19 protein-coding genes and 1 pseudogene are annotated in these 19,847 nt (G+C 66.7%); 7 read left to right on the top strand and 13 right to left on the bottom strand.

Going from position 1 to position 19,847, the window contains the following annotated elements; genetic code table 11:
* A pseudogene (locus BST40_RS31840) lies at positions 1–429 on the bottom strand (PE family protein); the annotation flags it as partial.
* A 389-nt stretch (positions 430–818) separates the two neighbouring features.
* Here BST40_RS31840 and BST40_RS19215 point away from each other — a divergent pair.
* The 5 genes from BST40_RS19215 to BST40_RS19195 all read left to right on the top strand — a co-directional run bounded on the left by BST40_RS19215 (position 819) and on the right by BST40_RS19195 (position 7,001).
* On the top strand, positions 819–2,381 hold the full coding sequence (locus tag BST40_RS19215; protein ID WP_083155149.1) for a proton-conducting transporter transmembrane domain-containing protein: 1,563 nt from the start codon (positions 819–821) through the stop codon (positions 2,379–2,381).
* A complete protein-coding gene (locus tag BST40_RS19210; protein ID WP_083155147.1) occupies positions 2,378–4,984 on the top strand; it encodes a DUF2309 domain-containing protein in 2,607 nt (868 codons plus the stop codon). The genes BST40_RS19215 and BST40_RS19210 overlap by 4 nt, the downstream gene beginning before the upstream one ends.
* Positions 4,966–5,289, top strand: coding sequence for a P-II family nitrogen regulator (locus BST40_RS19205; protein ID WP_075549042.1), 324 nt, complete (start codon positions 4,966–4,968; stop codon positions 5,287–5,289). Before BST40_RS19210 ends, BST40_RS19205 begins: the two co-directional genes overlap by 19 nt.
* Before the next feature lie 63 nt (positions 5,290–5,352).
* The gene (locus BST40_RS19200; protein ID WP_083155144.1) at positions 5,353–5,967 is read left to right on the top strand and encodes a carbonic anhydrase; all 615 of its coding nucleotides are present in this window, start codon (positions 5,353–5,355) and stop codon (positions 5,965–5,967) included.
* Between the two features lie 305 nt (positions 5,968–6,272).
* Positions 6,273–7,001 (top strand): hypothetical protein, encoded by a 729-nt coding sequence (locus BST40_RS19195; protein WP_075549044.1) that lies wholly within the window; start codon positions 6,273–6,275, stop codon positions 6,999–7,001.
* A gap of 43 nt (positions 7,002–7,044) precedes the next feature.
* On the opposite strand, the gene BST40_RS19190 is transcribed toward BST40_RS19195, so the two are convergent.
* The gene (locus BST40_RS19190) at positions 7,045–7,368 is read right to left on the bottom strand and encodes a helix-turn-helix transcriptional regulator (protein WP_063468853.1); all 324 of its coding nucleotides are present in this window, start codon (positions 7,366–7,368) and stop codon (positions 7,045–7,047) included.
* A gap of 157 nt (positions 7,369–7,525) precedes the next feature.
* Positions 7,526–8,302, bottom strand: coding sequence for an alpha/beta fold hydrolase (locus BST40_RS19185; protein ID WP_089025227.1), 777 nt, complete (start codon positions 8,300–8,302; stop codon positions 7,526–7,528).
* Between the two features lie 14 nt (positions 8,303–8,316).
* On the opposite strand from BST40_RS19185, the gene mhuD reads away from it, so the two are divergent.
* Together mhuD and BST40_RS19175 are read left to right on the top strand one after the other, a co-directional pair.
* The gene (gene mhuD, locus BST40_RS19180; RefSeq protein WP_075549045.1) at positions 8,317–8,634 is read left to right on the top strand and encodes a mycobilin-forming heme oxygenase MhuD; all 318 of its coding nucleotides are present in this window, start codon (positions 8,317–8,319) and stop codon (positions 8,632–8,634) included.
* Complete coding sequence (locus BST40_RS19175) at positions 8,618–9,973, top strand: serine hydrolase (RefSeq protein ID WP_183155058.1); 1,356 nt, start codon at positions 8,618–8,620, stop codon at positions 9,971–9,973. Before mhuD ends, BST40_RS19175 begins: the two co-directional genes overlap by 17 nt.
* A gap of 4 nt (positions 9,974–9,977) precedes the next feature.
* Here the strand turns inward: BST40_RS19175 and BST40_RS19170 are convergent, their stop codons facing one another.
* The 10 genes from BST40_RS19170 to BST40_RS19125 form a co-directional block, all read right to left on the bottom strand.
* Entirely contained in the window at positions 9,978–10,520 is a 543-nt protein-coding gene (locus tag BST40_RS19170) for a histidine phosphatase family protein (RefSeq protein ID WP_075549047.1), read from the bottom strand.
* Positions 10,521–10,527: 7 nt separating this feature from the next.
* Positions 10,528–11,319 carry a CbtA family protein gene (locus BST40_RS19165; protein WP_083155139.1) on the bottom strand — a complete coding sequence of 264 codons (792 nt, stop codon included), beginning with the start codon at positions 11,317–11,319 and terminating at the stop codon, positions 10,528–10,530.
* A gap of 19 nt (positions 11,320–11,338) precedes the next feature.
* On the bottom strand, positions 11,339–11,548 hold the full coding sequence (locus BST40_RS19160; protein WP_083155136.1) for a CbtB domain-containing protein: 210 nt from the start codon (positions 11,546–11,548) through the stop codon (positions 11,339–11,341).
* A gap of 244 nt (positions 11,549–11,792) precedes the next feature.
* Positions 11,793–14,339 (bottom strand): ATP-dependent protease ATP-binding subunit ClpC, encoded by a 2,547-nt coding sequence (gene clpC1 / locus BST40_RS19155; protein WP_075549050.1) that lies wholly within the window; start codon positions 14,337–14,339, stop codon positions 11,793–11,795.
* Positions 14,340–14,640: 301 nt separating this feature from the next.
* Positions 14,641–14,979, bottom strand: a complete 339-nt coding sequence (gene lsr2 / locus BST40_RS19150) for a histone-like nucleoid-structuring protein Lsr2 (RefSeq protein ID WP_023368518.1) — start codon at positions 14,977–14,979, stop codon at positions 14,641–14,643.
* Between the two features lie 115 nt (positions 14,980–15,094).
* Positions 15,095–16,594, bottom strand: coding sequence for a lysine--tRNA ligase (lysS, locus tag BST40_RS19145; RefSeq protein WP_075549051.1), 1,500 nt, complete (start codon positions 16,592–16,594; stop codon positions 15,095–15,097).
* 106 nt (positions 16,595–16,700) lie between these two features.
* Positions 16,701–17,519 (bottom strand): type III pantothenate kinase, encoded by an 819-nt coding sequence (locus BST40_RS19140; protein ID WP_075549052.1) that lies wholly within the window; start codon positions 17,517–17,519, stop codon positions 16,701–16,703.
* Between the two features lie 2 nt (positions 17,520–17,521).
* Positions 17,522–17,941, bottom strand: coding sequence for an aspartate 1-decarboxylase (gene panD, locus BST40_RS19135; protein WP_075549053.1), 420 nt, complete (start codon positions 17,939–17,941; stop codon positions 17,522–17,524).
* Positions 17,941–18,879: a pantoate--beta-alanine ligase gene (gene panC / locus BST40_RS19130; RefSeq protein ID WP_075549054.1), complete on the bottom strand. Its 939-nt coding sequence runs from the start codon at positions 18,877–18,879 to the stop codon at positions 17,941–17,943. The genes panD and panC overlap by 1 nt, the downstream gene beginning before the upstream one ends.
* Positions 18,876–19,787, bottom strand: a complete 912-nt coding sequence (locus BST40_RS19125) for a Rossmann-like and DUF2520 domain-containing protein (RefSeq protein ID WP_083155133.1) — start codon at positions 19,785–19,787, stop codon at positions 18,876–18,878. The genes panC and BST40_RS19125 overlap by 4 nt, the downstream gene beginning before the upstream one ends.
* Positions 19,788–19,847: the final 60 nt, after the last annotated feature.

Below are 19,847 nucleotides of genomic sequence, written 5' to 3'. Positions count from 1 at the left end.
CCGCCATCCCGGCCGCTCCGGACCCACCGGCCCCGCCGTTGCCCAACAAGAGTCCGCCAGCCCCGCCGGCCGCCCCGGTTCCCGGGGCCCCGTTGGCGCCGTTGCCGATCAACGGCCGACCCAACGCCGACTGGAAGGGCGCATTGACCAGGTTGAGCACGCTCTGCAGCGGCGAAGCCGCCGCAGACTCCGCAGCCGCATACGTCCCCGCACCCGCACTCAACGCCGCCACAAACTGGTCATGAAACGCCGCGGCCTGCACGCTCAGCGCCTGATAGCCCTGACCATGCCCGGAAACACCGCCGCAATAGCCGCCGACACCTCATCACCGGCCGCCGCCAACACCCCCGTCGTCGCGGCCGCCGCAGCCACGTTGGCGCTGCCCAGCGTCGCGCCGAGGCCAGTCAAATCCGCGGCCGCCGACGCCATCAGATCCGGAGCCGCAATCACAAGCGACACGTGCCACCTCCCACGAGTCATCACGACGATGGCGGCCCTGACAATCGCTCGTTCACCGTCGGCCAATCGACAGGACTACATCGTCGCGCGGCAGGGCGCGATGTCTCAGGGTTTCCGAGCGATCGTCTCGAGTTTTCTACGCTGCCGCCACACAGACCGCGGTCGGATCATCACCGCGTCGCCCGCCGCGGCCGTTGTCGCAGGAGCGGGCGCCATTGATGCTCGACCCAAACGGCTCTGCCTCCGAGGTCTAGATCATGAAATATATTTCGCGATGTTTGACAGATGTATTAAATATCGCGTAGTTTGCTTCGCATGAACTCCAGACCTACCGCTGCCAGCACTGGCGGTGATGGCCGGTGAACGCCGTCCTCGTCGGTGCCTTGACGTTGCCCCTGCTTGCATCGCTGAGCGCGCTCCTGGCCGGTTCGCGGCATCCACGCCTCGTCGGCCAATTGGGCGCCGCAGCCGCCGGTGCGGGCTTGGTTTCCGCATTGCTGATAGCGCTGCACGTAGCGGTCGACGGCCCCCTCTCGGCCACCCTGCGGTCAGCGGGCGGCACCCTGATCGCCGAGCTGGGAGCCAACCGGCTCAGCGCGCTGCTGTTGGTGTTGGTGTACGGAGTGAGCACGGTCGTACAGGTTTTCGCACTGCGCTACCTCGCCTGCGATCGCCGATCGGGGTGGTTCACCGCCGGTACCGGCATGCTCACCACGGCCTCCGCCGGCCTCATGACCTCTGGAACCCTGATCGGTCTGGCCGTCTCGTGGACCGTGGCCGGCATCGCGCTGTGCCTGCTGCAGGCGACTTACTGGGAGCTGCCCGCCGCCCGCGACGGCGTGCTGCGGACGGCGACAGCGTTCCTGCTGGGCGATCTGGCGCTGTGGTCGGCGGTCGGCTTGATCACCATGCAATGGGGCAACGTCAGCCTGTTCGACCTCGGGCCCAACCCATTCGAGGGCCGGTCACCGGCCTTGTGGGCGGCAGCCGGTCTGATCGTGGTGGCCGCTCTGTCGCGCTCGGCGCAGCTTCCCTTTCATCGCTGGCTGCCGGCCACCCTGGCCGCGCCCACGCCCGTCTCGGCGCTGCTCCACGCCGGCGTCGTCAACGCCGGCGGTGTGCTGCTGGTGCGGTTGAGCCCAATCGTCAGCGGATCGGCCATGGCCATGGGCCTGGCCTTCACCGCCGGAACGCTCAGCGTGCTCTACGGCGGCGTCGTGATGCTCACCAAATCCGACATCAAGGGCTCGCTGGTGTATTCGACGATGGCCCAGATGGGCTTCATGATCTTGACCTGCGGCCTGGGCCTGTCCGCCGCCGCGGTATTCCACCTGGTGGGCCACGGCTTCTACAAAGCCACCCTGTTCCTGTCGTCCGGCTCGGCGATAGCCAAGCGGCGCCAAAAGGCCGCTCGGCCACCGGCGCCGACGCCGACCCGGGCCCGCTGGGCAGCGATCCATGCCGCGGCACTGCTGCTGCCGGCCGCCGCGCTGTATGCGGCCAGCAGCATCGTGCGACTGCAGCACGTCGAGCACGGCTCGGCGCGGGTGCTGCTGGTCTTCACCTGGGCGACGGCCGCGGCAGCGTTGACGGGCTGGTTGGCGAGGAGCCCGGGCGCACGGGCTGCTCTCATCGGGGCCGGCGGGCTGCTCGTGGCTGCCATCGGATACGTCGCACTGGTCGGCGCGGTAACCGGATTCCTGGCGCCCGATCTGCCCGCGGTCACCGTACCGTCCGCGTCATCTGCGGGCATCGTCGCAGTCGCGGTCATCCTTGCGGCACTGACCCTGCTGCCCCGGGCCCCGGCCAACGGCTGGTTCGGTCGGCTGCAGCGCACCCTGTACGCGAAAGCGCTTGTCGCCGGCCATGTTCCGGCGACTCGTCCCCAACCGAACACGCAACTGACAGGAGCCCTCCAGTGACCATCGCGGCTGACAACGTCTCGACCGAAACCCGGCGCGCGCAGTTACGCAGCGACGTGAACCTGGCCGCCCGTGTGATACCCACCCACTACCCGCTGGAGACCTTTATCGCGGTCAACCCGCTGGCCGGGTTGGAGTCGATGCCCTTCGAGCAGGCGGTCCGACGGGCCGGCGACCTCTACGGCAGCGCCGGCGTGCTGGACGAGACGACGTTCCGCGGCCTGTACCGCAGCGGACGGATCACCGACGCCGATCTCGAGTCGACGCTGCGGCTGCGCTACCCCACCTTGCTGGACGGCGAGCCCGTCCGGATGGGAACCCGCGTGATGACACCTTCGCAACTGCTGCGCGGCGACCTGCTGCACGGCAGTTTGGCTCCGAAGCCGTTACGCCGCAACCTGACTCGGAGTGAGCAAGTGGCACCGCAGGTAGCCGGGCAGGTCGACGCCCAAGCCACCAAATGGTGTGCGGCGTTCTTCGGATCACCGGCAGCGGGCTGGCCGATGCCCGACCACCACTTGGGCTTCTACCGCGCCTGGCGGACACTGGCCCCCGGCGACCACAAGCTGAGCCGCCGGGCGCGAGCGTCGCTGCGCAAGGCGCCCACCCGGGCCGACGACGCCGCGCTGCAAGCCCTGGACCAGCTGGGCGTGGCCGACGACGACCGGATTACCTACTTGCAAGCCCACTTGACGCGGCTTCCGGGCTGGGCCGCCCACGTCCGCTGGTCTGCCGAACGCGTCACCGGTGTGGACCTACTGGACTACCTCGCAATGCGGCTGACGTACGAAGCAGTATTGCTGTCCCACAACACGTTCAACGCGCCGGACGAGCCGGTGGCGGCCACCCGGCCGCGCCTATCCTCAGCCCGCGAACGAGCCGCCGCGCTGGCCCGAGCATGGGGGCTCGACGAGGTAAGCGACGCCGACTTAGGTGCTGCCGCAAGGGTTTTGTCGGCATTGCCGGTTACCGCGCGGCAGCTGGTGTGGCAGCAGGCCTACGAGGCCCACTATCGCGACAAACTACTGCGAGGCTTGGCGGAAAACCCCCCGGCACCCGGGAATGGGCGCGCCGCAGCCCAGATCGTGTGCTGCATCGACACCCGATCCGAGGGGCTGCGCCGCCACATCGAATTCCTCGGCGAGTACCAGACTTTCGGATTCGCCGGCTTCTTCGCCGTCGCCATCCGGTTCACCAGCCTGCTGGGTGGATCGCCCAACGACCTGTGCCCGGTGCTGATCCGCCCCGAACATGAAGTCGTCGAACACCCGGTGCCGTCGGCCGCCGGTGCGGCGCAGCGGCTGCGCAACGGCAGCACGATCATGGCCGGCGCCGAAGCGGCATTTCATGCCGCAAAGCAGGCGCTGATCGCCCCGTTCGCCTTGGCCGAGGCGGCCGGTTGGGCGGCCGGTCCGTGGGCCGCGGCCAAAACGCTGAGCCCGATAGGCAGCGGGAAACTACGGAGACGCCTTCGCGACCGGCTGGCGCCCCCGGCTCCTACCGTGCTGTCGATCAACGACACCGTCGCACTGGCCCATCGCGCCCTGTACGCACACGTCGCACTCACCACCATGGGCCTCACGGGAGAATTCGCCCGGCTGGTCGTCTTGTGCGGGCACGGCAGCGTCACCGAGAACAACCCGTTCCAGGCGGCTCTGGACTGTGGGGCCTGCGGCGGACAGGCCGGCGGACCCAACGCCCGTACCGCCGCGGCGATCCTCAACGACGCCGACGTCCGGTCTGAGTTGAGCGCCTCGGGGATCACGATCCCCGACGACACTTGGTTCGTCGCGGCTCAACACGACACCGCCACCGACCTCGTGACGGTGTTGGACCAGCACCTGGTTCCGGATAGTCATCTACCGGACGTGCGCCGGCTCGTCGCGGATCTCCAGCTCGCCGGCGCCGAGCTGGCCGCCGAGCGCTGCTCCGGGCTTCCCGGCGGCCCTGCCGACCCCGACCCGCGGCGCGCCGCTCGCCACGTCGCTCAGCGATCCGTCGACTGGGCGCAGGTCTTTCCCGAGTGGGGCCTGGCGGGCAACGCGGCCTTCGTCGTCGCGCCGCGCGCGCTGACCCGCGGCATCGGTCTGCAGCGACGGGTCTTCCTGCACTCCTACGAAGCCGACGTGGACGCCGAGGGCGGCGCGCTGGAGACCATCCTCACCGCACCGATGGTGGTCGCTCAGTGGATCAACTGCCAGTACTACTTCTCCACGGTGGCGCCGGAACTGTTCGGAGCTGGAACCAAGACCATCCACAACGTGGTCGGCGGTGTGGGCGTGCTCGCCGGACACGGCGGCGACCTGCAGTTGGGCCTGCCTCGGCAGTCGCTTACCGACGGCCGGTCCTTCGGGCATGAACCCATGCGCCTGTTGACCGTCGTGCAGGCGCCGCTGCAGCGCATCGACATGGTCGTCGAGCGAAACCCCATCCTGCAGCACTTGTTCGGCAACGACTGGGTGTGCCTGGCCGCCCGGGAAGGCCCCAACGACGACTGGCAGCGCTGGACCCGCGGCGGTTGGCGGCGCTGGGAGACCACAGCAACCGCAGCAAACCACTACCCGACCGACCAGGAGGTAATGCCATGCCAACCAACGGCTTGACCAAGATGACCAAGATCGAAGTGGTCGTGGCCGGAGAACACGCCCCCGCCGTCCGGGAGCAGTTCCACAACGCCGGCGCCACCGGATTCACCAGTGTGTCCGGCGTCTCGGGGCTCGGCCATCACGGCTACCACCAGGGCCGGCTGCTCTTCAACCAGCAGGCCGCGCTCGAGCTGCTGATCACCGTCGTCCCGGACGCCAAATCCGAGGCACTGATCGCCGGACTGCGCCGCCTGCTCGAGGGGTCGCCGGGGGTCATGTTCGTCACCGACACCTACGTCAGCCGACCCGAGTACTTCAGCTAGACCCAACAAGACCCCACCAAGACCCCACAAGACCCCACAAGACCCCACAAGAAAGGAACCATCATGTCCAACCCGTCAATCGCCTGGCAGCGCCTGCAAGCCGGAAACCAACGTTTCTACACCACCCTGCGGTCGAAGCAGAAGGCCGGCGCCAACGACCACTCACCCATCGCAGTGGTCTTCCGCTGCGCAGACGCCGACACGGCGAGCGAGGTGGTGCTCGGTCAAAGCTGGGGCTCACTCATCGACATCAGCACCTGGGGACACGTTATCGACACCGGCGTGCTGGCCACCGTCGAGTACGCGGTCGGCACCCTCAAGACACCGCTGATCGTCATTCTCGGCCATGAACACTGCGCCGCCATGGAGACCGCGCTAGCGGCCTGGAACAACGTCACCATTCCGGAGGGCGCGGCTCGCGCGGTTGTCGAGCAGGCGATATCTTCGCTCGCCCGCCAGGACGCCAACATCAGCAGTGCCGACGAGCTGTCGGCCGCCCACGTGGTGCACACCGGTGTCTCGCTGCTGCACAAGTCGGCGGTGATCGCCAAGGCCGTGGACAGCGGACAGGCGGCGATCGTGTGCTTGGTCAGCAATGCCCAAGACGGCGGGCTGCGCGCCTGCGCGACGTTCGGCGACATCGACGAGAGCGACTCGGCGTTGTTGGAGTGCGTCTAACCCGTGGGGTGCTGGCCCGACCGCGAGTTCGCGGCCGGGCCAGCACCCTCGCCGGTGAGTTGCGGTAGACCAGGTTGCGAACCGGCAACTATGCCGGGGCGGGGGGCGCCGGCGTTCGCCGACCGATCAGTCCCGGCACCTTCACCGCCGAGCTGAGCAGGCCATGAGCACCGGTGGCGACGGCCCGTCTTACCGGCCTCCCACGTCCCCACTCATAGCAAACTCATATGAACTTCCATTGATGAAAAACGCTTCGGCTATATACCTTTCGCATTAGGGAGTGGCGAACGCCGGAGGAAGGGCACATGGATCTCGACCGCATCACCAACCCGTTGAGGTTGGCCAAAGGCCCTCACCAGCCGGGGACGGGCGCCGGCTGCGCCATGAACGTCATCTCCTACATCAATGGCGACTCGAAGATCACCGACTATCCTGCGTGTTCGGCCCGCCCGTTGGCCGCATTCGTCCAATCGTGCAATGACCTGCTGGCCGGTCCAGGCGGTTACCTGACGCCCGAAAACAGCATCATCGCCCTCGACCTGGGCTGGCAGACGGTGGGAACCGCCGGGGTTTCCCGCCGGGTCGTCCACGGCTGGGTGGCCGAGCTGTTGACCAGCCCGACCTGGGGACTCGTCCGATACGCCAGAATCACCACGATCAAGGCGATCGCCGATATCGCCGAACTGCACCGACGCGTTGCGCGCGGCACTATGCCGTCGCTCACCCGTTGGCATACCGCGTACGACATTGCGATGGGCGAAGCCAATGCCTTCGTCCCCGCGTCGAATCCCGCCGGGTTCTATGCCCTGCAGGCGGCACACCAGTCGACCGAGCTGGTCGCAGGTCGCCGCGTGGCGACACTGGACGCCATCACCGGCAGCGCCCTGCGCGCCCACATGCTCGGTACCGGGATTGACTCGCCAATCGGATACGCCCACGTCACCTCCGAGGCGATCCAGTCATGGCGCCGTCTGGCCGGGCTACCCCTGCCCAAGCGGGCAGGGCGGCACCAGCTCGCTCGGACGTCGGCATGACGGACCGGCGCGGCGGCCAACCGGCCATGCCAGGGCGTTCAGTTCAGGACAAGGCCGTAACGAGCTCACCCACGGTATGGCTGGCTTCGAGTGGGTGGCGTAGCCGACCCTGCGGATTGAGCTCGTACACGTTGCGACGACCAACCTTGGACTTGATGAGGTAGCCCTCCTCGGTCAGGTCGGTCAATATCGCCTGCACGGAACGCTCGGTGATGCCGATTCGCAGCGCCAGCTCGCGAGCTGTCAGGGGCTCGCCGGTCGACACGCACAGCAACACATGGGCATGGTTCGTCAGGAAGGTCCAGGTTCGGTCGGGAGCTTCGACAGCAGGTTGGGCGGCCGCGCTCCGCTTTTCGGCAGCGTCCATTCCCTCATTATAGGACTTTTGAGATTCGCGTAAACCACTTCGTTAATTGACCATCGGGTTTAGCGGCTCCGGTACCCAAGCCCCGGATGGGTAACGGCGACGGTCGTCACGGGGCGGGCGCCGGCCGAGTTTCCGTTGAGGTTTGCAGGGAGTCGGCTCAGCCGGCCCCGATGTCGGCGAAAAAGGATTCGACCGCGTGGCGATACACCAGCGGCGCTTCATCGTGGACCAGATGACCCGCTTCTGGGACTCGCAGATACGTTGTTGGACAGTCCCTTTCAGCCATTTCGCGCATCTGCCCCGGCGGCGTGACCGAGTTGCCGGCCTCGATCAGCAGTGCTGGGGCCCGGACCGCCCGCCACTGCGCCCAGTAGTCGCGGGTGCCCCACTCGGCGGCGATCTCGATCCACCGTGAGGTATTTCCGTGCAGCCGCCAACCGGTGGCGGTGCGGTCGAAGGCCTCCAGGAAGTATTGACCGGCGACCGGGCCGAACTCGGCGAAAACCTGTTCTGCAGAGGCGAATTCGACGGGAAGCGCATGTAGCCACGGCTCCCATGGACCGGTGGTGCGGCCAACGAAGTCCGGTGCCATGTCCTCGACCACCAACGCCGCCACCAAATCGGGACGCTGCGCGGCCAAACACCACGAATGCAAAGCACCCATCGAATGCCCGACCAGGCGCGCAGGCACGCCCAGCGGAGCAACCGCGTCAACCAGGTCGGCCACGAAGCGTTCGGTGCTGATCGGGTACGGATCGTCGACGTCACGGCCCCGGTGCCACGGCGCGTCGTAGGTATAGACACTGCCCAACCGGGTCAGCCACGGCAGCTGCCGCGACCACGTGCTACCCCGGCCCATCAACCCGTGTACCAGGACCAGCGGTTCGCCTTGCCCGCCGCGATGGGTCAGCAGATCGGTCGGCATGGCGGGCACGGTAGCCTAGCGACATGCCAGTGGTGAAGATCAACGCAATCGAGGTGCCTGCCGACGCTGGCCCCGAACTGGAGAAGCGTTTCGCCCACCGTGCGCATGCGGTGGAGAATTCTCCCGGTTTCCTCGGCTTTCAGTTGCTGCGACCGGTCAAGGGCGAAGACCGCTACTTCGTGGTGACACACTGGGAGTCCGATGAAGCATTCCAGGCCTGGGCGAACGGGCCGGCCAAAGAGGCCCACGCCGGCCACCGGGCCAACCCCGTGGCGACCGGTGCTTCGCTCCTGGAATTCGAGGTTGTGCTCGACGTTGCCGGGACTGGCGAAACGAAGTAGCCGGCCGGCGCTGCCGCCCCGTGCAAGGGCGTTAGGCGCCGCCGCCGCATTAGTGGTCGCCCTGGCTCCCGGTTGCGCACACTCGCCCACGCCAACCGCCAACGCAGCCGATCCGGGGCGCCGCATCGACACCAGAACACCACCCGGCCTGCGTGCCCAGCAGACGGTGGACATGCTCAACTCGGATTGGCCGATCGGGCCGGTGGGCGTCGGCACCCTGGCGACGCCCGGGCAAATCGGCTCCGTCGAGCACACCATGGAAGAGCTGTGGTGGGACCGCCCGTTCACCGTCGAAGGCGTAGCCATCGGCGCCAGCGTGGCCACGCTGCATCTCATTTCGTCTTACGGTGCGCGGCAAGACATTCGGATCCATACCGACGACCAGGGCCAGGTCGATCGGTTCGATCTCGAGACCCAGCCACCGTCGGTCAGCTCGTGGCGCGACGTCGACGCCGTGTTGAGCCGAACCGGCGCCCGCTATTCCTACCAAGTCGCGAAGGTGACCAACGGCAACTGCGACCCGGTAGCGGGCACCAATACCCGCGAATCCTTGCCGCTTGCTTCGATTTTCAAGTTGTACGTGTTGCACGCCCTGGCTGACGCGGTGAAGGACGGCACGGTGTCCTGGGACGAACTGCTCACCGTGACCGCCAAGAGCAAAGCGGTGGGTTCGTCGGGCCTGGAACTGCCGCCCGGGGCGAATGTTTCGGTTCGCACCGCCGCCGAGAAGATGATCGCCACCAGCGACAACATGGCCACCGACTTGCTGATCGAGAGGCTGGGCACTCACGCTATCGAGGAGGCGCTGGCCACCGCCGGCCATCACGATCCGGCCAGCATGACACCGTTTCCCACGATGTACGAGCTGTTCTCCGTCGGCTGGGGTCAACCGGATGTGCGCGACCAATGGAAACACGCATCCCAGCAGGTCCGCGCTCAGTTACTGCAGCAGGCGAATGCGACGCCCTACCAACCTGATCCGATGCGTGCCCACACTCCGGCCTCCACGTACGGCGCGGAGTGGTACGGAAGCGCGGAGGACATTTGCCGGGTGCACCTGGCTTTGCAGGCCAATGCGGTTGGCCCGGCCGCGCCGGTCCGGCAGATCCTGTCCGCTGTTCCAGGTATCCAGCTGGACCGCAACGATTGGCCTTACATCGGCGCGAAGGCCGGCGGGCTGCCAGGGGACCTGACCTTCAGCTGGTATGCCGAGGACAGGACCGGCCAGGCATGGGTGGTGAGCTTTCAGCTGAACTGGCCCCGTGATCACGGGCCGACGGTGACCGGATGGATGCTGCAGGTTGCCAAGCAGGTCTTCGCATTGGTGGGTCCGCGATAGGTCGCTATAGCCGCAGCGTCCAGCGATGCCCGCGGTAATGCATGACGGTTCGACTGACCGGCGCAATGTCGATACGCCAGAAGGATTTCGGTGGACTGTCAAGCGCCACCAGGATCGCCGCCCGGATTACCGCCGGATGGGTCACCGCCACGGTGTTGCCGGCCAGCGACGCCAGCCATCCCGCCACCCGGTCGATCAGGTCGACGATGGACTCACCGCCGTGCGGTGCCTCGGCGGGTTCGGTCAGCCACGCCTGAAGCTGATGGTTGTCAACGTACTCGAGACCGGTGCCGCGCCAGCATCCGCAATCGAGGTCGGCCAGTTGCGGCTCCGTCGCGGCCCGCAGTCCCAACAGGTGAGCCGTTTGCCGGGTCCGCCGCTCGGGTGCGACCAGTTGGGTAACGCCACACCGGATGTCGGGGCGCCCCGCGGTTTCTGCCTGGCGACGGCCGGTGTCGTTGAGCGGCTCGTCGGCCGGAAACCGGCCGACCGCCATGGCATCGGTCATCGCGTGCGACACCAACGTCAGCCTGATGACCTGGCTCACTGGCGGGTCACGTCGCGATGCTCGCCGCCCGTCCCGTCGCGGCCGTCGTATCCAGCAGCCGGCGCGCCAGCGTCGAAAAGACCACCCCGATGGTCGCCCACAGCACCATCTGGGTGCCCAGCGACGCCAGCCTGAATTCGTAGAGGACATCGGCCGGGAATCCGGGATAGATGATCGTTCCGGCAGCGTCGCGCATCGGCCTCGGTGTTTCGTCGACTGTCGGCAACACCGACATGACCACCGCACTCGCGACGATATAGGCACCAACGGCCGATAGTCCGGCGTTCCACGCACCCACTCGCGGAGCCAGCCGGCCGCCCAGCCACACGGCGCCCAGTGCAAGCGCCACCGACGCCACCACCATGACCAGGTACCACAGGGTGCGCGATCCGATCGTGTCCGCCTGACCCACGGCCGGTGGGTTGGGCGGATATTTCAGAAAGGGCACTAGGTACACCGCGGTGCCGGCACCGGCTGCTAGACGAATCGAAAGCCTTTGCGGTCCAACGTTTCTGGTCCGAGAGTGGGCAACGCAGAACAGCACGGCGAACAACGCACCCAGGGCGACGCCGAAAAACAGGACACCGAAACCCAATCCGGCGGTGCCCTGCACGCCGCGGCTGAACAATTCGACACCGTGCTCGTGCACGCCCTGAGCGTGCGCCGCTTCGGTGCGGCCGTCCTCGTAGTCGATTGCGCGGCCGATGACCGGCTCGGCAAACACACGAGCGAACGCAAACGCCAGCACGGCGCCCACCGCGCCGGCCAGGAGTCCGCGCGCTATCAGACGCTTCTCCATAATGTCAGCCCTGGGTGGCTCAGTGGCAGGGGAAGCCGAGCAGATGCCTTGCGTCGTGGAAGAATTCGTGCACGTGCGTGTCGCCACCGAACAGTGACACCGCGCCCTGGTCGAAGGCGACAAAATCGATGACCAACAGCGCCAGGACGGCGGTGGCGGCCAACCACAGCGCGGCACTCACCGCCGACACATGAACCGGCCGAGCGGGGGTTGCCTGGGAATTAGCCACGGGTCGACTCCTTCTGGGGATCTCGCGTCCCACGTAGATGCTGGTGACGGGCAACGGGTCTGACTGTGTACAGTGGCGCGACCGTTCTGGACTCTCACCAGATTCCGTTGCCGTCGTCGATACCGGTCAGTGTAAACCGCTCAAGCGTTGCCGGTCGACGCTCAGGTAATACCAAACGGTCCTGCCGAGGCGCCCAGGAGTGGGCATGCCTCGGCAGGATCGCTCAGTTGTCTACCGCCCGCTACTACGGCCCGCTCGGCCCGGGACTGCCAGCGCCAGGCGCTCCGGCCTTGGCCAGGTCCGGCTCGGCCGGCGGCTTGCGGGTGCCGGTGAAGGTGAACACGGCATCCTCGCCGGCGCCTTCACCGTCCCAGTTGTCCACGTCGACAGTGACGACCTGGCCCGGCCCGACCTCCTCGAAAAGGATCTTCTCGGACAGCTGGTCCTCGATCTCGCGCTGTATGGTGCGCCGCAGCGGACGGGCACCCAGCACCGGGTCGAAGCCACGCTTGGCCAGCAGCGACTTGGCCTTGTCGGTCAGCTCCAGCGCCATGTCCTTGCTCTTGAGCTGGCCGGCGACCCGGCCGATCATCAGGTCGACCATCTGGATGATTTCGTCGCGGGTCAGCTGGTGGAACACGATGATGTCGTCGATGCGGTTGAGGAACTCCGGGCGGAAGTGCTTCTTGAGCTCGTCGTTGACCTTCTGCTTCATCCGCTCGTAGTCGTTCTCACCGCCACCCTTGGTGAACCCGAGGCCGACGGGCTTAGAAATATCGGATGTCCCCAGGTTCGACGTGAAGATCAGCACGGTGTTCTTGAAGTCCACCGTGCGGCCCTGACCGTCGGTGAGCCGGCCATCCTCGAGCACTTGCAACAGGCTGTTGTAGATCTCCTGGTGCGCCTTCTCGATCTCGTCGAACAAGACCACGCTGAACGGTTTGCGCCGCACCTTCTCGGTGAGCTGACCGCCCTCCTCGTAGCCGACATATCCGGGCGGAGCACCGAACAGCCGCGACGCGGTGAACCGGTCGTGGAACTCACCCATGTCGATCTGGATGAGCGCGTCGTCGTCGCCGAACAGGAAGTTGGCCAGCGCCTTGGACAGTTCGGTCTTACCCACGCCGGACGGTCCGGCGAAGATAAACGAGCCCGACGGGCGCTTCGGGTCTTTCAGTCCGGCGCGAGTACGCCGGATGGCTTTCGAGACGGCCTTGACGGCGTCCTCCTGGCCGATGATCCGCTTGTGAAGCTCTTCTTCCATGCGCAGCAACCGGGTGGTCTCGGCCTCGGTGAGCTTGAACACCGGGATGCCGGTCCAGTTACCCAGGACCTCGGCGATCTGCTCGTCGTCAACTTCGGCGACCACGTCGAGATCCCCTGAACGCCACTGCTTTTCGCGCTCCGCGCGCTGGGCGACGAGCGTCTTCTCCCGATCCCGCAGGCTGGCGGCCTTCTCGAAGTCCTGGGCGTCGATCGCCGATTCCTTCTCCCGGCGCGCCTCGGCGATCTTCTCGTCGAACTCGCGCAGGTCCGGCGGCGCGGTCATCCGGCGGATCCGCATCCGGGCCCCGGCCTCGTCGATCAGGTCGATCGCCTTGTCCGGCAGGAACCGGTCGTTGATGTAGCGGTCGGCCAACGTGGCGGCGGCCACCATAGCGCTGTCGGTGATGGACACCCGGTGATGGGCCTCGTAGCGGTCGCGGAGACCCTTGAGGATCTCGATGGTGTGCTCCACCGTCGGCTCGCCGACTTGCACCGGCTGGAAGCGGCGCTCCAGGGCGGCGTCCTTTTCGATGTACTTGCGGTACTCGTCGAGCGTGGTGGCGCCGATCGTTTGAAGTTCACCGCGAGCCAGCTTCGGCTTGAGAATGCTGGCCGCGTCGATGGCGCCCTCGGCCGCACCGGCACCCACCAGGGTGTGCAGCTCGTCGATGAACAAGATGATGTCGCCGCGGGTGTTGATCTCTTTGAGCACCTTCTTGAGGCGCTCCTCGAAGTCACCGCGGTAGCGCGAGCCCGCCACCAAGGACCCCAGGTCCAGGGTGTAGAGCTGCTTGTCCTTGAGCGTCTCGGGGACCTGGCCGTGCACGATGGCCTGGGCGAGGCCTTCGACGACGGCCGTCTTACCGACACCGGGCTCGCCGATCAGCACCGGGTTGTTCTTGGTGCGCCGGGAGAGCACCTGCATCACCCGCTCGATTTCCTTCTCGCGGCCGATGACCGGGTCCAGCTTGCCTTCCATCGCCGCGGCTGTCAGGTTGCGGCCGAACTGGTCGAGCACCAACGAGGTGGACGGAGTGCCCGACTCGCCACCCCGACCGCCAGTGCCGGCCTCGGCGGCCTCCTTGCCCTGGTAGCCGGACAGCAGCTGGATCACCTGCTGACGCACCCGGGTCAGCTCGGCGCCCAGCTTCACCAGAACCTGAGCCGCTACCCCCTCACCCTCGCGGATGAGGCCCAGCAGGATGTGCTCGGTGCCGATGTAGTTGTGGCCCAGTTGCAGCGCCTCGCGCAGGCTCAGCTCGAGGACCTTCTTGGCCCGCGGAGTGAACGGGATGTGCCCGGACGGCGCCTGCTGGCCCTGGCCGATGATCTCTTCGACCTGGCTGCGGACCCCTTCCAGCGAGATACCCAGCGACTCCAGCGACTTGGCGGCTACGCCCTCGCCTTCGTGGATAAGACCCAACAGAATGTGCTCGGTGCCGATGTAGTTGTGGTTCAGCATCCGGGCCTCTTCTTGCGCCAGGACGACGACCCGGCGGGCACGGTCGGTAAATCGTTCGAACATCGGCGGTTACCTGCTCTCCTCATCGGTACTTTGGTCGGCCCCGAACCGGTCCGGCTCGGCCCCGCGTACCTGCTGTCCACTGTAATGGTCGGCCCGCCAGGGTTCATAACCTTGCGGTGCCTAGCGGTTCCGGGGCACGGACCCCTGTCCGCGTGGCACCTCTTACTTCAGAACCGCACCACGTCAACGAGGAAACTCGCCGCTATGTTTCCGGCGCGGACCGGCGGCAAGTTCGCCACCAGCGAAAGCGACACAGCACCGGCGCCCAGGCTTGGAGCCTGGGCGCCGGTGTGAGCGATGACTAGGTTGCGGCGTGGAACGCGTCGATGACGTCGGCCGGGATGCGGCCACGAGTCGACACGTTGTGTCCATTGCGACGCGCCCATTCCCGGATCGCGGCGCTTTGTTCGCGATCGATCGCGCCGCGGCCGCGGCCGGAGCCGGAACGCCCGCGCCGGCGACCGCCGACACGACGGCCGGCCTCAACCCATTGCTTCAAGTCGCCGCGCAGTTTCGCGGCATTCTTAGAAGAAAGGTCAATCTCATAGGTCACCCCGTCAAGCCCGAATTCGACCGTTTCGTCGGCGGCGCCGGAACCGTCGAAATCGTCGACCAAGGTGACGGTTACTTTCTTCGCCATTGGCTTACCCTCGCGTTTCTTCCCGTGCAGTTACCGTGCAGGATGGATAGACTCCCCGGCCACTAATCTGCCATAAGAACGTGAAATACTCAATCTGGACACATCGGCGGCCAGTTCAGTTGGAGTGTGGTCGAACAATCGGGAACAAAACTGTCTCCCTAATTGACAGGCCGGTCAAAGCCATCAACAACCGATCGATACCCATTCCCGTTCCGGTGCACGGCGGCATCCCGTACTCCAGGGCCGCCAGAAAATCCTCGTCGAGCAACATCGCCTCGTCGTCGCCCGCCGCCGCGGCGCGGGCCTGGTCAGCGAATCTATCCCGCTGTACCACCGGATCGTTTAATTCAGAGTACCCGGTGGCCAGTTCGACTCCGTGCAGGTAGAGGTCCCACTTCTCGGTTACTCCGGCGATACTGCGGTGCTGACGGGTCAATGGCGTTGTCTCTACCGGAAAATCCTTCACAAATGTGGGTGCGGTCAACGTGTTGCCCACGGTGTGCTCCCAGAGTTCCTCGACGAGTTTGCCGTGACGGTAGCCACCCTTGTCCAGAATCTCTTCATCGAGTCGACGTGCGATCTCGCGTAACCGATCGACCGAGGTCTGCGGTGTGATCTCTTCGCCCAGTGCCGCCGACAGGGAGGAATACATCTGGATTGTCGCCCATTCTCCGTCGATGTCGTAGACACTGCCGTCGGGCATCGGAAGTTGTCGGGTGCCGATCGCCTCGTCGGCTACCTCTTGAATAACCTGCCTGGTGACCACCGCGGAATCGTCATAGGTTCCATAGGTCTGGTAGGTCTCCAACATCGAGAATTCCGGGGAATGTGTAGAATCGGCGCCTTCGTTTCGGAACACCCGATTTAGTTCGAAGACTCTGTCGAAGCCGCCGACTATGCAACGCTTGAGGAACAGTTCCGGCGCGATGCGAAGGTAGAGGTCCATGTCGAGAGCGTTGGAATGGGTGACGAACGGCCGAGCCGCCGCGCCGCCGGCCAACGTCTGCAACATGGGCGTCTCGACCTCGATGAACCCGCGGCGTTCCAGCGCATTCCGTATCGCTCGGATGACGGCAATCCGCTGCCGGGCCACCCCCCGCGCCTGCGGGCGGACGATCAGGTCGACATAGCGCTGCCGTACCCGCGCCTCCTCGCTCATCTCCTTGTGCGCGACGGGCAGCGGCCGCAGCGACTTGGCGGCCATCCGCCACGAGTCGGCGAGAACCGACAATTCGCCTCGCCGTGAACTGATCACGGTGCCGTGCACATACACGATGTCGCCGAGATCGACATCGGCTTTCCACGCGTCGAGCGCTTCCCGGCCGACCTTGTCGAGGCTGATCATCACCTGTAGGCGGGTACCGTCACCATCCTGGAGTGTCGCAAAGCACAGTTTTCCGGTGTTGCGGGCGAAGACCACCCGGCCCGCGACGCCGACGATGTCGTCGGTCGCGGTGTCGACGGGCAGGTCTGGGTGGGCGGCGCGGACCTCGGCCAAGGTATGGGTGCGTTCGATGGCAACCGGGTAGGGGTCATGCCCTTCTGCCAATAGCCGAGCACGCTTGTCCCGACGGATCCGGAACTGCTCGGGAATGTCTGTCTCGGCCGAGTCCACGACGTGCCAGCTTAAGGGGTCGAGTCTGCGCTCACGGCAGCGAGCCTGCGCTGACGGCGTGACTGCCGGCTCGCGGCGCGCGCTCTACGCAGACTCGCTGCGGGTTCTAGCGGGCGCTCTTCAGCCGGCCCCCCTGGGCGTCGCGGTTTCGTTCGAAGACGAGCCGCAGCCCGTGCAGGGTCAGGTGCTGGTCGTAGTGGTCGACGGTATGCAGCTCCGGCAGCAGCAGCGGCGCGGTGTGCCCGGTGGCCACGACCGCGACATCGTCGGTGGCGGAGAAACCCTTGACGTCTTCGCGGATGCGTCCGACCAAGCCGTCGACCAGCCCGGCGAAGCCGAACACCGCGCCGGCCTGCATGCATTCGACGGTGTTCTTGCCGACGACCGAACGCGGCCGGGTCAGCTCGACGCGGCGCAGCGCCGCCGAGCGGGCGGCTGCGGCGTCGGAAGACACCTGCACGCCGGGTGCGATGGCACCACCGAGGAATTCGCCCTTGGCCGACACCACGTCCACGCAGATCGACGATCCGAAATCGACGACGATGGCGGCCTTACCGAACTTGTGATGCGCCGCCAGGCAGTTGATTATCCGGTCGGCGCCCACTTCTTTGGGGTTGTCGACCAACAGCGGGATACCGGTGCGCACCCCCGGTTCGATCAGCACGTGCGGGACCGACGGCCAGTACTGGTCGAGCATGATCCGCACCTCGTGCAGCACCGACGGGACCGTGGACAGACCGGCCGCGCCGGTGAGCCGCTCGGAGTCGTCGCCGATCAGGCCGTCGATGGTGAGCGCCAATTCGTCGGCCGTGACTTCAGATTCGGTGCGTATCCGCCATTGCTGCACCACCTTTGCGTGCTGTTTGGCTCCGGACAGCAGGCCGACGACGGTGTGGGTGTTGCGGACGTCGATCGCCAGCAGCACGGCTACCGTGCACCCATCCGCGGGTTCATCAGCTCGGCGGCGTTGTCGGGCACATAAGCCGGATCGCTGCCCAGGTCGATCTGCTTGTTCCGGGCGTCGACAAACACGATCCGCGGTTGGTAGGCGCGCGCCTCGGCATCCTCCATGGTCCCGTAGGCGATCAGGATCACCAGGTCGCCCGGGTGCACCAGGTGAGCCGCCGCACCGTTGATCCCGATGACGCCGCTGCCGCGCTCGCCGGTGATCGCATAGGTGACGAGGCGGGCCCCGTTGTCGATGTCGACGATGGTCACCTGTTCACCCTCGAGCAGATCGGCGGCCTCCATCAGATCGGCGTCGATGGTCACCGACCCGACGTAATGCAAGTCCGCCTGCGTCACCGTCGCGCGGTGGATCTTTGACTTCAGCATTGTCCGTAACATCAATTCCTCCAAGGTGATTGGGCATAGTGAGCCCGCGACTCGTCCGGCCCGAAGGTGCCGGCGAAATTTCCGATCTGGATTTCCACGTTGTCCAGCAGTCTGGTGGCGCCGACGCGCGCCGCAACCAGCAGCCGGGCCGATCCGCTGGCGGGCGCCGGGCCGAGCCCGGCGTCGCGCAGCTCCACGTAATCGACCGCGATGCCGGGCACCGCGTCGAGCACCGCGCGGGCCGCGTCCACCGCGGCCCGGGCACCGGCGCCGGCCACTGCAGCCGCATGCGCCCCAGCCGTCAGCGCCGCCGACAGCGCCACCGCCGCTTCCCGCTGAGCCGGGTCCAGGTAGCGGTTGCGAGACGACATCGCCAGCCCGTCGGCCTCCCGCACGGTCGGCACCCCGATCACCTGCACGTCGACGTTGAGGTCCGCGACCAGCTGCCGAATGAGCACCAGCTGCTGGTAGTCCTTCTCGCCGAAATAGGCCCGGTCGGGCCGGACGATGTGCAGCAGTTTGAGCACCACGGTCAGCACCCCGGCGAAATGGCCCGGCCGCGCGCTGCCTTCCAGATCGGCGCCCAGCGGCCCGGGTTGCACGGTGGTGCGCATCCCGTCGGGGTACATCGCCGCGGCCGTCGGCGCGAACACGATCTCCACCCCTTCGGCACGCAGCTGCGCCACGTCGTCCTCGAGGGTTCGCGGATAGGCGTCGAGATCCTCCCCGGCGCCGAATTGCAGCGGGTTGACGAAGATCGACACCACGACCACCGAGCCGGGTGTCCTCTTGGCCGCGCGCACCAGCGCAAGATGACCCTCGTGCAGGGCGCCCATCGTGGGCACCAACATCACTCGCCGGCCGGTGTGCCGCAGCGCCCGGCAGACGTCGCCGACCTCACGCGGCACCGAGTACCGGTTGAGTTCGCCCGGGTTGAAGCTGACTTTCATCGCGCCAACACCTCGACGACGTCGGCGGGAGCATGCGCCCGCTGCGCGGTCCGCAGTGCGTTCACCCGATAGGCGTGGGCCAGTTGCGGGTCGACGCCGGTCAGCGCGGCCAGGTGCCCGGCGACCGCGGCGGCGTCACCTCGGGCGATCGGCCCGGTCAGCGCGGCCTGCCCACGCTGCAGTGTGTTCTCCAGCGCAGCGCGGGCCAGCGGTCCGATGATGCGTTCGGCGATTCCCCCGGGATGGTCGTCGACGCACTGTTGGCCCAGCAGTTCGCTGCTGCGCAGCGCGGCGCGCAACGCCTCGAGAGCGTCGGCCAGGACCGTCACGATGTGGTTGCTCGCGTGGGCCAGCGCCGCATGGTAGATGATGCGGGCGTCCTCCGGGACACTGAACGGCTCCCCGCCCATTTCCAGCACCAGCGATTGGGCAATCGCATAGCCGACGCCATCGGCTGCGGTGATCCCGAAGCAGGTATCTGGCAGGCGGCTGATGTCCTCGTCGGACCCGGTGAAGGTCATCGCCGGGTGAATGGCCAGCGGTATGCAGCCCTGCCGGGTCAGCGGTGCCAGGATCCCGATCCCGTTGGCGCCGGAGGTGTGCGCCACGAGTGTCCCGGGCCGCACCGCCGAGGTTGCCGCGAGTCCGGACACCAAACCCGCCAGTTCGCTGTCGGGCACCGCCAACAGCAGGAGCTCCGCCGCGGCAGCGACGTCCGGCGGCGGCAATACCGGGGTATCGGGCAGCCGGCGCCCGGCCCGTTGCAGCGACGCATGGGAGACGGCGCTGCATGCCACCACAACGTGGTCGGCGCGCTCCAGCGCCGCTCCTAACGCGGTGCCTACCCGGCCGGCGGAGATGATTCCCACTTTGAGCCTGGCCGGGCGCAATCCGTCGAACTGCACCATCGCAGACGACCTCACAGGTTTCTGTCGTTCGTTCCAGTCCCTTGATTGAGCGGGTACCGG

It is taken from the genome of Mycobacterium persicum, assembly GCF_002086675.1.
In the GTDB taxonomy this organism is placed as follows: domain Bacteria; phylum Actinomycetota; class Actinomycetes; order Mycobacteriales; family Mycobacteriaceae; genus Mycobacterium; species Mycobacterium persicum.
This window is presented reverse-complemented; position numbering and strand designations above follow the sequence as displayed.